At 59.8% G+C, this 12,973-nt stretch carries 13 protein-coding genes and 1 tRNA gene; 9 read left to right on the top strand and 5 right to left on the bottom strand.

Annotated elements, in window-relative coordinates; translation table 11 throughout:
* Positions 1-5 precede the first annotated feature (5 nt).
* On the top strand, positions 6-287 hold the full coding sequence (locus PMI11_RS10690; protein ID WP_007816526.1) for a hypothetical protein: 282 nt from the start codon (positions 6-8) through the stop codon (positions 285-287).
* Positions 288-352: 65 nt separating this feature from the next.
* Here PMI11_RS10690 and PMI11_RS10685 read toward each other — a convergent pair whose 3' ends face one another.
* The 3 genes from PMI11_RS10685 to PMI11_RS10675 all read right to left on the bottom strand — a co-directional run bounded on the left by PMI11_RS10685 (position 353) and on the right by PMI11_RS10675 (position 2,521).
* Entirely contained in the window at positions 353-607 is a 255-nt protein-coding gene (locus tag PMI11_RS10685) for a GlsB/YeaQ/YmgE family stress response membrane protein (protein ID WP_007816524.1), read from the bottom strand.
* A gap of 494 nt (positions 608-1,101) precedes the next feature.
* Positions 1,102-2,214, bottom strand: coding sequence for an NAD(P)/FAD-dependent oxidoreductase (locus tag PMI11_RS10680; protein WP_007816521.1), 1,113 nt, complete (start codon positions 2,212-2,214; stop codon positions 1,102-1,104).
* Between the two features lie 217 nt (positions 2,215-2,431).
* Positions 2,432-2,521 (bottom strand) — tRNA-Ser (locus tag PMI11_RS10675).
* A 454-nt stretch (positions 2,522-2,975) separates the two neighbouring features.
* Between PMI11_RS10675 and PMI11_RS10670 the strand changes: the two genes are divergently transcribed.
* The 4 genes from PMI11_RS10670 to PMI11_RS10655 all read left to right on the top strand — a co-directional run bounded on the left by PMI11_RS10670 (position 2,976) and on the right by PMI11_RS10655 (position 7,247).
* Positions 2,976-4,139 carry a septal ring lytic transglycosylase RlpA family protein gene (locus PMI11_RS10670; protein WP_007816519.1) on the top strand — a complete coding sequence of 388 codons (1,164 nt, stop codon included), beginning with the start codon at positions 2,976-2,978 and terminating at the stop codon, positions 4,137-4,139.
* Between the two features lie 83 nt (positions 4,140-4,222).
* Positions 4,223-5,416 carry a D-alanyl-D-alanine carboxypeptidase family protein gene (locus PMI11_RS10665; RefSeq protein WP_007816517.1) on the top strand — a complete coding sequence of 398 codons (1,194 nt, stop codon included), beginning with the start codon at positions 4,223-4,225 and terminating at the stop codon, positions 5,414-5,416.
* A gap of 135 nt (positions 5,417-5,551) precedes the next feature.
* A complete protein-coding gene (gene tmk, locus PMI11_RS10660; protein ID WP_007816514.1) occupies positions 5,552-6,229 on the top strand; it encodes a dTMP kinase in 678 nt (225 codons plus the stop codon).
* Positions 6,222-7,247, top strand: coding sequence for a DNA polymerase III subunit delta' (locus PMI11_RS10655; protein ID WP_007816512.1), 1,026 nt, complete (start codon positions 6,222-6,224; stop codon positions 7,245-7,247). Before tmk ends, PMI11_RS10655 begins: the two co-directional genes overlap by 8 nt.
* Here the strand turns inward: PMI11_RS10655 and PMI11_RS10650 are convergent, their stop codons facing one another.
* Positions 7,248-8,036, bottom strand: coding sequence for a sulfite exporter TauE/SafE family protein (locus PMI11_RS10650; RefSeq protein ID WP_007816510.1), 789 nt, complete (start codon positions 8,034-8,036; stop codon positions 7,248-7,250).
* Positions 8,037-8,270: 234 nt separating this feature from the next.
* Between PMI11_RS10650 and metG the strand changes: the two genes are divergently transcribed.
* Genes metG through PMI11_RS10635 form a run of 3 tightly spaced genes read left to right on the top strand, consistent with a single transcriptional unit; the run spans position 8,271 to position 11,424 of the window.
* Positions 8,271-9,821 carry a methionine--tRNA ligase gene (gene metG, locus PMI11_RS10645; protein WP_007816508.1) on the top strand — a complete coding sequence of 517 codons (1,551 nt, stop codon included), beginning with the start codon at positions 8,271-8,273 and terminating at the stop codon, positions 9,819-9,821.
* A gap of 4 nt (positions 9,822-9,825) precedes the next feature.
* On the top strand, positions 9,826-10,608 hold the full coding sequence (locus PMI11_RS10640) for a TatD family hydrolase (RefSeq protein ID WP_007816506.1): 783 nt from the start codon (positions 9,826-9,828) through the stop codon (positions 10,606-10,608).
* A 3-nt stretch (positions 10,609-10,611) separates the two neighbouring features.
* Positions 10,612-11,424, top strand: coding sequence for an MBL fold metallo-hydrolase (locus PMI11_RS10635; protein WP_007816505.1), 813 nt, complete (start codon positions 10,612-10,614; stop codon positions 11,422-11,424).
* Here PMI11_RS10635 and PMI11_RS10630 read toward each other — a convergent pair.
* The gene (locus PMI11_RS10630; protein ID WP_007816503.1) at positions 11,421-12,032 is read right to left on the bottom strand and encodes a TerC family protein; all 612 of its coding nucleotides are present in this window, start codon (positions 12,030-12,032) and stop codon (positions 11,421-11,423) included. The two genes, PMI11_RS10635 and PMI11_RS10630, sit on opposite strands and share 4 nt — an antisense overlap.
* A 191-nt stretch (positions 12,033-12,223) precedes the next feature.
* Here PMI11_RS10630 and PMI11_RS10625 point away from each other — a divergent pair, with 191 nt between their 5' ends.
* Positions 12,224-12,892 (top strand): DUF2161 domain-containing phosphodiesterase, encoded by a 669-nt coding sequence (locus tag PMI11_RS10625; protein ID WP_007816498.1) that lies wholly within the window; start codon positions 12,224-12,226, stop codon positions 12,890-12,892.
* Positions 12,893-12,973: the final 81 nt, after the last annotated feature.

The following is a 12,973-nucleotide window of genomic DNA, read 5'->3' as shown; positions in this document are numbered from 1 at the left end:
AGACCATGGCCGAATTGAAAACCGCTTCCGCCGAATCCACCGCTGCGCGCGTCAAGGCCGAAGTAGCCGCCGAAGATCTGTCCGCGCAGGTTGCTGCGTTGCGCGAGGATCTGGCCCGCCTTTCGGAGAGTGTGATCGCGCTGGGGCAGGGGGCAAAGACCGCAGTGACCGACGAAGCCTCCGTCATGACCGAACGTGTCCGCGACAAGGTGCGTGAAGAGCCGCTGACCGCAATCGCCATTACGGCAGGCGTCGCCTATCTCTTCGGTCTCCTCAGCCGTCGATAGACGAAAAAAGCCGGACGCATGACGTCCGGCCTTTAATCTTTTCTGGCAATCTTTTCCGTGTCAGGTCAGCGGCGGATGAGGCGTCCGATCGCAATCAGGATGCATGCGCCAACAAAGCCCGTGATCAGGTATCCGAGCCAGCCGCTGAGTGGCTGGATCTGAAGGATACCGAGAATCCAGTTGGCGACGATCGCGCCGATGATGCCAAGCAATATGTTCATGAACACGCCCATATTGCTGTGCATGACCTTCTCCGCCAGCCATCCGGCGAAACCGCCGATAATGATAGCTGCAATCCAACCTACACCTGCGTTTTCCATGACAATCTCCCTCCTGGTTAAAACGTGGGATAGAACGCGCGCAATCGAAAAAAGTTCCGGTATGGCAGCGGTTTAGCGCTGTCAGGGATGAAGCAATGTAACCGGCGCGGAAAACGCATGAGCCGCGATCTGAAACATTAGTCCTGAAAAGGCCAGTGCGGCAAAACCGGCCGGCATCAGCAAACTCTTCGTGAACATCAAATCCTCCCGTTGTTGGGAGCAAGCATAATTCATCGCCTTAACTGCGCAAGCCGCTTATTAATAAGTAGTTAAGCATGAAGTTTAAGTAAAATTGCCACGATTCAACATGCATTGCACCTAATATTAAATCATCTGGAATCGGAGTTTTCTCAATTTGCATTGGCAAAGGAGACGCTTTGGTTGATATCACCTCCACGGCTCTCCCTTCATAGCGAACTCGTTCGAAAGAAGCGCGCTGCGTGCTGTGACGAAGCGTCAGCTCGCCGTAATGCCAGCAGACGACAGAAAGCTATCTATTCGGTAAGTCGCGCGACCCTCTGCCCGATGGCGAGCGAAGCGGTCAGGCCGGGGCTCTCTATTCCGTAGAGCGCGACATAGGCGGGGTGACCGGTTTGCTCCGGCCCTTGGATCACGAAGTCGCCACCACCGCCCGCAGCCGGGCCAGCGATCTTCGGACGGACGCCCGAGTAGGCAGGCTGTAGCGCGCCATCCACCAGATCGGGCCAGTAGCGGCGGATGGCTGAATAGAACTTGTCCGCACGACTTGGATCGACGTCGTAGTCAATCGTCTCGATCCACTCGACATCAGGACCGAAGCGCGCCTGGCCAGCAAGGTCGAGTGTCAGATGCACCCCGAGACCGCCCGGTTCGGGGACGGGGTAGATCAGTTGCGTTGCGGGTGCGCGGCCGGTCAGGGCGAAATAACATCCCTTGGCGTAGTAACACGGCGGGATGGTGCTGGCGTCCAGGCCGGACAGGCTTTCTGATAAGGCCCAGGCGCTCAGGCCAGCGGCGTTGACCACGAGACGTGTTTCGATCTCTACCGGATCCCCGCCGCCGACTGCGAGGCGAACCTTGTCCGCAGTGAATTCACCTTCAATGACCGGAGAATTGCAGATAACGGCTCCGCCATTGGCCTCGATATCCGCAGTGTATGCCTGCATGAGGCCGTGACTGTCGATGATGCCGGTCGAGGGAGAAACAAGCGCCGCAAAGCCTCTGATCTGTGGTTGCCTGCGGGCGAGTTCCGCAGCGTCGATCAGATAACAGTCCTCCACGCCATTGGCGGCAGCCTGCCTGGATAGCTTTTCAAGATATCCAACCTCCTCCTCACTCGCAGCGACGACGAGTTTGCCACAGGCCCTATGAGGGATATTTCGCTCCCGGCAATAGTCATAAAGCCTGTGTTTTCCGGCAACGCAGAGTTCAGCCTTCAAGCTGCCGGTGGCATAGTAGAGCCCGGCATGGATGACTTCACTGTTGCGGGCCGATGTGATGCTGCCGGTTATCGGCTCCGCCTCGAGAAGCACCACGTCGCGGCCGGACATTGCAAGTTCGCGCGCTACGGCGAGGCCCACGACCCCTCCGCCCACGACGACGCAGTCGAGGTCCAGCACCTCCGCCATGCAATCCCCCTCTCACCCTCCTGCGCTATTGAACTCGCCGTTTTGGGGAGCCCAGACACGCAATTCAGCTTTTCGGTATCGTTCGAGCGAACCTATCTCAAATCAAGAGGATGATGAAATACGATTCGATGCGTTTAGCCTGGGTGATCTTCGTTGAAGCGAGCGACGCGAAAATTCGACCTCAGAAGGATAAATAATTAATAATTTCAAATATTTATGGCGGAAGAGGTGGGATTCGAACCCACGGTACGGTTTCCCGCACGCCGGTTTTCAAGACCGGTTCCTTAAACCACTCGGACACTCTTCCATCCAATTGATCCGGCTCGTCTTTGTTGTCAGGCCTTCGTTTTTGACGAAGCCTCCTTCCAGCGACGGCCAAATCGTGGTTTGGCAGGCTTTATAGCGGTTCGGATTTCAGCGTCAACGTGCTCTGACATATCGGGCGGCAATTGAGCAGATAAACTGCTTCAATGTGTCCTGCTGTGGGGCAGGGCGGTCGTGTCCACCGAAAGCTGCTGTCACGATCCGAAACGGTCCAACATGCGGAAATACATCCGCGATTTCATTCCCGCACAGATTAAAATCAACCAAATATTAACCATAATCATTAGAATTCTCGCTATCGCCCCGAAATTGTTCGCAAATTAGCCACGATATCCACAAGATTAAAGTCTCGTTAGGCAGGCAGGGAATAAGGCAACTCCAACTCATTCACGAGTGAGTTCCTTAACCATAAAACGGTCTTGAGTGGCGTGGGGCATATGAAACTGAATTACGGGGCGGCGTATTTCGCAACGACGGCACGGTGGCTGGCGATATCGGCCATGTGCGCAACAGTGGCGGCCTGCGGCACGACACAGGCGGTTCCCAAGAAGAAATCCCACGGCAAGGAATATTTCTCCGAGAGCGAATATGGCGTCAAAGCCAGCCCGCGCGTTGCCAACGGCAACAATATTCCCAAGGGCGGCGGCCGCTACATCGTGGGCGATCCCTATGTGGTGAAGGGCAAGATGTACTACCCCAGGGAGGATTACTCCTATAACAAGGTGGGTATCGCTTCCTGGTACGGCTCGGCTTTCCATGGCCGGTTGACGGCGAATGGCGAAGTCTACGACCAGATGCATCTTTCCGCCGCGCATCCGACCTTTCCGCTGCCGAGCTATGCGCGCGTAACCAATACAGAAAACGGTTCGTCGGTGATCGTGCGCGTCAACGACCGCGGCCCATATCATGAAGGCCGCATCATCGACCTTTCCAACAAGACGGCGTCCATGCTCGACCTGCAGCACAGCGGCACGGGCAATGTTCGCGTCCAATATGTCGGCAAAGCGCCGCTCGACGGCCACGACATGCCGTATCTTATGGCATCCTATATTCCGAAGGGCAGCCGTATCCCGGGCGTCTATCCGGGCGGGGGCCAGATCGCGACCGGCGTGATGGTTGCCTCCAACAGCAAGAAGATCACCGGCGACCAGTTGCAGAGCCTTGGCGACTATTCCAGTCCTTCGCCTGCCAACGTACCGGTGCCATTCTCCTCGGCAGCCTACGCGGGCTCTACGCCGAGCGCCAAGTATCCGGGCTCTGCGCAGAGTGCTAGGTATAATGCTGCTCCGGCTCCGCAACTGGCCCCCGTGCCGATGCAGGCGCCTGCGGGCGGTCATTTCCTAACCCCGCCGGCCTTCTCCAATGGCGCTCAGGCGATGCCGCAGATGGTGGTTCTGCCGGAAATCGGCCCTATCCCCTATGAGCGTCCGAACGGCTGGTCGAAGGGCACGTCGCTTGCCATGGGCTATCAGGAGGAGGCGAGGACGGTCAACGTTCCGCTCGCTTTCGATGCCGTGATGGTACGCAATGATGGCCTGACGCAGGAGTCCATCCTCGCCTCCTTCAAGCGTCAGAGTGGCGGCAGCACAAAGGCGCGATAAAGCCCCACGATAAAGTGTAATTGCATCGGCTTCCGGCTCGCTTTACCCTCCTGAATCAACCCGCACGATCAATGGGAATTGCGATGTTGAAGCCGTTGCTTCGCCTTCTTGCATGCCTGCTTTTGCCTGCTTCTGCTGCCGTTGCGGCAGAGGGAACCGAGGCCGGTTTCGTCACCAAGGCCGCGCAGGCCTATATGATCGAAGCTTCGACCGGAACAGTGCTTCTCGCCAAGAACGAGAACCAGGTCTTTGCACCAGCCGCGCTTGCGAAGCTGATGACGATAGATCTCGTTTTCGATGCCGTCAGCAAGGGTCAGATTTCGCTCGATACCGAATATCCCGTCTCCGAATATGCCTGGCGTACCGGCGGCGCGCCTTCGCGTGCAGCCACGATGTTTGCGGCGCTGAAATCGAAGGTCCGCGTCGAGGATCTGATCAAGGGTGTGGCGATCCAGGGCGCCAATGACGGCTGCATCATCCTTGCCGAAGGCATGGCGGGCAGCGAGGACCAGTTTGCGGCATCGATGACCCGGCGCGCTCGCGACCTCGGCATGGAAAAGGCCATCTTCGGCAATTCCACCGGGATTCCCGACAGCAAGAGCAAGGTGACAGCAAAGGAACTGGTGGCGCTCGCCGTCGACCTGCAGGCTTCTTATCCCAATCTCTATCCCTATTTTGCCCAGCCGGATTTCGAGTGGAACAAGATCTTCCAGCGCAACCGCAATCCGCTGCTTGGCATGGATCTTGGCGCCGACGGGCTGGCGACGGGCTTTACCGAAGGCGAGGGCTATTCGATCGTCGCCTCGGTGCAGCGCGACGGACGGCGGCTCTTCGTGGCGCTTGCCGGCATCGCCTCGGACAAGGAACGGACGGAAGAAGCCAAGCGCGTGCTGGAATGGGGGCTGACAGCCTTCGAGAGCCGTCAGGTCTTTGCCGACAAGGAAGTCATCGGTGCTGCAAGCGTTTATGGCGGCACGGCGCGCACCGTTGATCTCATCGCCAAGGCACCGGTCAGCGTCTATGTTCCGATCAACAATCCAGACCGGCTCGCCGCCCGTATCGTCTATCGCTGGCCGCTGATGGCGCCCGTAAAGGCCGACACGGAAGTCGGCACGCTGCGCATCGTTTCCGGCAACAGGATGTTGCGCGAAGTGCCGCTCTATACAGTGCAATCCGTAGAGGTTGGTTCGCTCACCAGCCGGGCGGTCGACGCGCTGCTGGAGCTTGGCGAATCGCTGTTCTTCTCATGGCTCTGGGACAAGTCCGAGCAGAGCTGAGACCCTTTTTGCCCGCGGATTTTGCCGTAATTTGCCGGGGAAGGTGAATATGTCGCCGCGGCAAAAGGTTTCGTTCCGCACTATCTTCGGATAGATAGAGGAAGAGCGCGGCGCTCAGAATGCGGGAAAGTATCATTGTCGTCCGGTACAGGATTGTTCGTTACGTTTGAAGGCGGAGAGGGGGCTGGGAAGTCCACGCAGATCCGCCGTCTTGCCGAGGCCCTTAGAGCCGAAGGCCACGACGTGCTGTTGACCCGGGAGCCCGGGGGCTCGCCGGGCGCCGAAGCTGTGCGCCATGTGCTGCTTTCGGGCGCTGCGGAAGCCTTCGGCACCCGCATGGAGGCTATCCTCTTTGCCGCTGCCCGCAACGATCACGTGGAAGAGGTCATCCGGCCGGCGCTTACCAAGAGCAAGATCGTGCTCTGCGACCGCTTCATGGATTCCTCGCGCGTCTACCAAGGCGTCACCGGCAACCTGGAGCCGGAATTCATCGAGACGCTGCAGCGCATCGCCATCAACGGCGTGATGCCGGATTGTACGCTGATCCTCGATATTCCGGCCAAGGTGGGACTGGAGCGTGTTATCAAGCGAAACGCCGACGGCCCTGACCGTTTCGAGAAGGAAACGCTCGAAACGCACGAGAAACGCCGCGAAGCCTATCTCGATATCGCCGCGCGCGAGCCGGAGCGCTGCCATGTCGTCAACGCCACGCAGCCGGAAGAAGCGATTGCCGCGGAGATCCTCACCATCGTCAAGCAGTTGCTGAAACCATCAGCCGAAGCGCGGATGCCGGAAGCGGCGCATCATGAGTGAGGACAGGCCCGGACTGCTCGACGGCGCCATCTGGCCGGCCGAGAACACGAAGCTCTTCGGCCATGAAGGCGCTGAGGATTTCCTGGCGCAGTTCTACCGCTCCGGCAAAGGCCATCATGCAATCCTGATCGAAGGGCCTGAGGGAATCGGCAAGGCGACATTGGCTTTCCGCTTCGCCAATCACGTTCTGTCGCATCCCAATCCCGCAAGCGCGCCGGAGCGGATCGCCGATCCAGATCCAGGCTCTGCTGTCAGCCGGCAGATCGCCTCAGGCGCCTCGCACAATCTCCTGCATCTTGCCAGACCCGTGGATGAGAAGACCGGGAAGGTGAAATCGGCGATTACTGTCGATGAGGTACGCCGGGCCGGCAAGTTCTTCTCGCAGACCTCGGGCACAGGCAACTGGCGCATCGTCATCATCGATCCCGCCGACGACATGAACCGGAATGCGGCAAACGCTATCCTGAAGATCCTCGAGGAGCCGCCGAAGCGGGCGATGTTCCTCGTTCTGTCGCATGCGCCGGGAAAGCTGCTGCCGACGATCCGGTCGCGCTGCCTGCCGCTGAAGCTTGCACCCCTTGTCGATGATGCGCTGGTTTCAGTACTTGCCCATCTCGGGATCCAGAGTGAGGGGCAGGCCCTGCTTTCTGCCGCAAAGGGCAGCGTCGGCGAGGCGCTGAAACTGCTGAACTACGGCGGCGGCGAGATCATCCAGGCCTATAATGACGTTCTGTCCTCCGAAGGGCCGGCGGCACGCAAGGCCATGCACCGGCTTGCGGATGCGCTTTCCGGCAAGGAAGCCGATACGATCTTCGATTTCTTCGTCAGCCATGTGGGCGATGACGTCATGAACCGCGCGCGCCTTGCTGCGGGCGAGGGGCAGATTACGGCAGCCGAACGTCTGGCGCGGCTCTATTCCGAAATCACGGAGAAGCTGACCGTCTCCGACGCCTACAATCTCGACCGCAAGCAGACGATCATGGAAGTGCTTTCCGAAATCAAGCAGCCGCGCGCCTGATCAGCCGGCCAGCAGTTTCCAGGCAACCACGGCGAGCGTGACGGCCAGTACGATGCGGATGGTGCGCTCGTGCAGTTTCGGCGCAATCAGGCTACCGACAATGATGCCGGGAATCGAGCCGACAAGCAGGGCAAGCAGCATTGCCCAGTCGATCTCGCCGATGAACCAGTATCCCATGCCGCCGATCAGGGTGAGCGGCACCGCATGGACGATATCCGAGCCGACGATCTCCCGGACGTCGAGGCGGGGGTAGAGGATAAGCAGGATCGTCACGCCCAAGGCGCCGGCGCCAACCGACGTCAAGGTGACGAGCACGCCGAGCACAAAGCCTAGACCGACGGTGAAGACTGCGATGGTCGCCGGTTTCGGCGGCATGCGCTCGCCGATGGCACGGCGGGCAAATTCGAGGATCTGGCTGCGGAAAATCAGCATGATTGCGGTCATGACCAGAAGCCAGCCGAGCGCGGTGGTGATGGTATTCGTGACGCCAATGCTTTTGCGGTCGACGCCGGCCATCAGCCAGAGCATCGAAAGTGCCGCAGGGACGCTGCCAGCCGCAAGACTGCCGACGATCTTCCAGTTGACGCGGCCATGCATGCCGTGAACAGCCGTGCCGGCCGTTTTGGTGATTGCTGCGTAGAGAAGATCGGTTCCAACGGCCGTCGCCGGATGGACACCGAAAAGGAGCACAAGCAGAGGCGTCATCAGCGAACCGCCGCCGACGCCGGTGATACCAACCAGCGCTCCCACCATGAGACCGGACAGAGAATAGAGAGGCTCGAACGTCAAATACGCGCCTCCGAGGGCGCGCGGCCGTGACTATTCCGATCGATGAAAAATGGCACTTCGCTTCCGTCCCGCCCTCTTGCGACAGAAGGGGTAGATTGCGCCAGAACACGAGTCAAGGTCACCAATACGCGGCCTGGAAATCGTCGGCGGCCGCCAAACTTGATGTTTCGCTTGTGCGAGACATGCGCTAATAGCGGCTGACGATTTTTATAGAGTAAGCCGGAATTGGCCGCCATGACAGACAAGACCCCCTTCTACATCACGACAGCGATCTCCTATCCCAACGGCAAGCCGCATATCGGCCATGCTTATGAGTTGATCGCGACCGACGCCATGGCGCGCTACCAGCGCCTCGACGGCAAGGATGTCTTCTTCCTGACGGGGACCGACGAGCACGGCCAGAAGATGCAGCAGACCGCTCGCGCCGAAGGCATCACGCCACAGGCGCTTGCCGACCGCAATTCCGGCGAATTCCAGGCGATGGCGAAGCTGCTCAATGCTTCGAACGACGACTTCATCCGTACCACGCAGGAACGCCACCACGAGACCTCGCGGAATATCTGGAACCTGATGGCCGCAAACGGCGACATCTACAAGGATTCCTATGCCGGCTGGTATTCGGTGCGCGACGAAGCCTATTACCAGGAAAACGAAACCGAGCTGCGCGCCGATGGCGTGCGCTACGGCCCGCAGGGCACGCCGGTCGAATGGGTAGAAGAGGCAAGCTACTTCTTCAAGCTCTCGGAATACCAGGACCGGCTGCTGAAGCATTACGAAGAGAATCCCGATTTCATCGGCCCGGCCGAGCGCCGCAACGAGGTGATCTCCTTCGTCAAGTCGGGCCTCAAGGATCTGTCGGTCTCGCGCACCACCTTCGACTGGGGCATCAAAGTACCGAATGACCCTGATCATGTCATGTATGTGTGGGTCGATGCGCTGACCAACTACATCACCGCGACCGGCTATATCGAAGACAAGAACGGACCGCGGGCGAAATACTGGCCAGCCGATGTGCATATCATCGGCAAGGACATCATCCGCTTCCACGCCGTCTACTGGCCGGCCTTCCTGATGTCGGCAAAGCTGCCGCTGCCGAAGCGTGTCTTTGCTCACGGCTTCCTGCTCAACAAGGGCGAGAAGATGTCGAAGTCGCTCGGCAACGTCGTCGATCCGGTCAATCTGGTGAACCATTTCGGTCTCGATCAGGTGCGTTACTTCTTCCTGCGCGAAGTCTCCTTCGGCCAGGACGGCAGCTACAGCGAAGAGGCGATCGGCACGCGCATCAATTCCGACCTCGCCAACGGCATCGGCAACCTTGCCAGCCGCTCGCTGTCGATGATCGTCAAGAATTGCGACGGCAAAATCCCAGAATGCGGACCGCTGACCGATGAGGACAAGGCGATGCTGGCGCAGGCCGACGCGCTGCATGCCTCGACCCGTGAGGACATGGGCAAGCAGCTCATCCACCGCGCGCTCGCGTCGATCATCGCGGTCGTCTCCGAAACCGACCGCTATTTCGCTGGCCAGGAGCCTTGGGCGCTGAAGAAGACCGATCCGGCGCGCATGGGCACGGTGCTCTATGTGACCGCCGAAGTCGTTCGCCAGATCGCCATCCTGCTGCAGCCTTTCGTGCCGGAATCGGCTGGCAAGCTCCTCGATCTCGTGGCTGCGCCGGCCGACAAGCGTGACTTCGCAGCGCTTGGCGAAGCCGGCCGTCTGGTGCCGGGAACGCCGCTCGAAGCGCCGAAGCCGGTCTTCCCGCGCTACGTGGCTCCGGAGGCTTAAGGCCGTGCTGGTCGATACGCATTGCCATCTGGACTTTGCCGATTTCGAGACGGAGCGCGACGAGATCGTCGCGCGCGCCCATGCGTCGGGCGTGGCGCAGATGGTGACGATCTGCACCCGCGTGCGCAAGCTCGACGGGCTGCTCGCCATCACCGAGACATATCCTTCCGTCTTCTGCTCGGTCGGCACGCATCCGAACAATGCGGGCGATGAACTGGACATCCAGACGGAAGATCTGGTGCGGCTGGCAAATGCCCATCAGAAGATCGTTGCGATCGGCGAGGCGGGTCTCGACTATTTCTACGACACGCAGAAGCCTGAGGACCAGCAGACAGGCTTTCGCCGTCATATCGCCGCGGCGCGTGAGACGCAGCTGCCGCTCGTCATCCACAGCCGCAGCGCCGACGCTGACATGGTGGCGATCCTGACAGAGGAAACAAGGAAGGGGGCCTTCCCCTTCATCCTGCATTGCTTCTCGGCCGGCCCGGAGCTGGCGAAGACCGGCGTCGAACTTGGCGGCTACATCTCCTTTTCGGGTATTCTCACTTTCCCGAAGTCGGAAGAGCTACGCGACATCGCCAAGACCATTCCACACGACCGGTTGCTCGTCGAAACCGACGCGCCGTATCTGGCGCCGAAGCGCTGGCGCGGCAAGCGTAACGAGCCGTCTTACGTGGTGAATACGGCCGAGGTGCTGGCCGATACGATCGGCCTTCCTTACGAGGAGGTCGCGCGGATCACCACCGACAATGCGTTCAGGCTGTTTTCGAAGATGCCGAGGATCTAGCGGGTGGCACGACGGCAGCGGTTCACCATTCTCGGCTGTTCGTCGTCACCCGGCGTGCCACGCATCACCGGTGACTGGGGCGCCTGCAATCCGGACAATCCAAAGAACAGAAGAACACGCGCCGCCTTTATGGTGCAGCAGTTTTCTGATGATGGCGCGGCAACGACCGTCGTCATCGATACGGGTCCGGATTTTCGCGAGCAGATGATCAGGGCAGGGGTCGACCATGTCGACGCTGTCCTCTACACCCATCCGCATGCAGACCATATCCACGGCATCGACGATCTGCGTGGTTATTTTCACAATACCCGCCGGCGGGTGCCGATCTTCGCCGACCAGTTCACCATGAGCCGGCTGCGCGATGCCTTCGGCTACTGCCTGGAGACGCCGCCGGGCAGCAATTATCCGCCGATCGTGCTGCCGATCGTGATCGAGGATCTGGAAAAGCCCATTGAAATCCACGGGCCAGGCGGAACGATTGCCTTCATGCCGCATCTGCAGCAGCACGGCGACATCCATTCGCTCGGCTTCCGTATCGGCGATGTGGCTTATTGCAGCGATATCAGCGACTTCCCGCCGCAGACGGTGGAGAGGCTGCAGAACCTCGACATGCTGATCATCGACGCCCTACAGTACGCCTATCATCCCAGCCATCTCTCGCTGGAACAGTCACTGGACTGGATCGAGCGGCTAAGACCGAAGCGGGCGATCCTGACGCATATGCACACGCCGCTCGACTATGATGTAGTCATGGCACAAACGCCGGATCATGTGGTGCCGGCGTTCGACCAGATGAGCTTCGAAGTCGAGGTTTAGCTGCCGATAAAGGGAGCAACCTCGAGGTATCCGCGATGAATCATGTCGAGCGCGACATAGAGAATGATCAGCAGGCCGACATAGGCGATCCAGCGATGTTTGTTGAGCAGGCGGGCGATGAAGTTTGCCGCGATACCCATCAGCGCGATGGAGAGACCGAGGCCGAGAACCAGTACGCTTGGATGTTCGCGGGCGGCGCCGGCAACGGCAAGAACATTGTCCAGCGACATGGAAACGTCGGCTATGACGATCTGTGTCGCAGCCTGGAAGAATGTCTTCCTCGGTGCAGCTGCGCCAGCCTCGGCCGCATGTTCTTCGCCATGGCCGGCACGCAGCTCACGCCACATCTTCCAGCAGACCCAGAGAAGCAGCAGGCCACCGGCCAGCAGAAGGCCGACGATCGCCAGAAGATAGACTGCGACGGAGGCGAACAGGATGCGAAGCACCGTTGCCGCCAGAATGCCGACAAGGATTGCCTTGCGGCGCTGCGTGGCTTCCAGGCCGGCAGCCGCAAGGCCGATGACGACGGCGTTGTCGCCGGCGAGAACAAGGTCGATAGCAATGACCTGCAGCAAGGCCGTCAAGCCGGCCGCTGTGAAAATATCCATATTGCATTACCCCCAATAAGCTCCGAGCGTGCTAGCCTCTTGAGAGTTTTCCGTCAACCGGCGAAGGGATGCGTTGGCCGCCCAGTCCACGGCCATGCAGTGTAATCCGCACGGCTGTGATCGATGCCGTGTCCTGCATCACCGGATCGATGTAGATTATGGTACGATTCTTTTCTTCGATCTGCAGGCCAATGGAAACGTCGCTTTATCTGCCCGTCAAAGGCTTTCTCGAAAAGGCCGGCTACGTCGTCAAAGGCGAAGTCGGCGGCTGCGATCTGGTTGGCCTGAGCGACGACGATCCGCCCGTGGTAGTGGTCTGCGAGCTGAAGCTCAGCTTCAATCTCGAGCTCATCCTGCAAGCAGTCGATCGCGCGGCCGTCTCTGACGAAGTCTGGATCGCGGCCCGGGTTTCCGCCAAGGGCAAAGGCCGGGAAACCGACAAGCGCTACCGCGATCTCTGCCGCAGGCTCGGCATCGGCATGCTCGGTATCTCGGATGCTGGCGACGTCAGCATCATCGTCGGTTCTGTATCGCCCATGCCACGGACCAATCCGAAGCGCCGGTCGCGGCTGATGCGCGAGCACCAGAAACGCCGCGGCGACCCGGCGCTCGGCGGCAGCACGCGCACGCCGCTCATGACGGCATATCGCCAACAGGCGCTCGGCTGTGCGGCGGCGCTGGCATCAGGGCCGCTGCGTGTGCGTGACATCAGGTCCGGTGTACCGGAGGCCGGCAAGATCCTGCTGTCCAATGTCTATGGCTGGTTCGAACGACTCGACAGAGGCGTCTACGGTTTAACGGACGCTGGACGGGAAGCGCTGCAGCGGTGGCCACAGCCGGAGATGCAGGCGGCGCAGTAGTGGGTGCGGTTTTAGGGTCCGGCTTTTAGTTCCATAACCTATCTTATGCGATCTCCATGTGTAGCGGCTATTTAGTAATGC

The organism is Rhizobium sp. CF142 (assembly GCF_000281145.1).
In the GTDB taxonomy this organism is placed as follows: domain Bacteria; phylum Pseudomonadota; class Alphaproteobacteria; order Rhizobiales; family Rhizobiaceae; genus Rhizobium.
The sequence above is the reverse complement of the archived record's forward strand: the minus strand, read 5'-3'. Positions and strand labels throughout refer to the sequence as shown.

Coding starts and splice junctions, on each gene's coding strand:
- PMI11_RS10690 (WP_007816526.1), top strand. CDS start 6: ATGGCCGAATTGAAAACCGCTTCCGCCGAATCCACCGCTGCGCGCGTC.
- PMI11_RS10685 (WP_007816524.1), bottom strand. CDS start 607: ATGGAAAACGCAGGTGTAGGTTGGATTGCAGCTATCATTATCGGCGGT.
- PMI11_RS10680 (WP_007816521.1), bottom strand. CDS start 2,214: ATGGCGGAGGTGCTGGACCTCGACTGCGTCGTCGTGGGCGGAGGGGTC.
- PMI11_RS10670 (WP_007816519.1), top strand. CDS start 2,976: ATGAAACTGAATTACGGGGCGGCGTATTTCGCAACGACGGCACGGTGG.
- PMI11_RS10665 (WP_007816517.1), top strand. CDS start 4,223: ATGTTGAAGCCGTTGCTTCGCCTTCTTGCATGCCTGCTTTTGCCTGCT.
- PMI11_RS10655 (WP_007816512.1), top strand. CDS start 6,222: ATGAGTGAGGACAGGCCCGGACTGCTCGACGGCGCCATCTGGCCGGCC.
- metG (WP_007816508.1), top strand. CDS start 8,271: ATGACAGACAAGACCCCCTTCTACATCACGACAGCGATCTCCTATCCC.
- PMI11_RS10630 (WP_007816503.1), bottom strand. CDS start 12,032: ATGGATATTTTCACAGCGGCCGGCTTGACGGCCTTGCTGCAGGTCATT.
- PMI11_RS10625 (WP_007816498.1), top strand. CDS start 12,224: ATGGAAACGTCGCTTTATCTGCCCGTCAAAGGCTTTCTCGAAAAGGCC.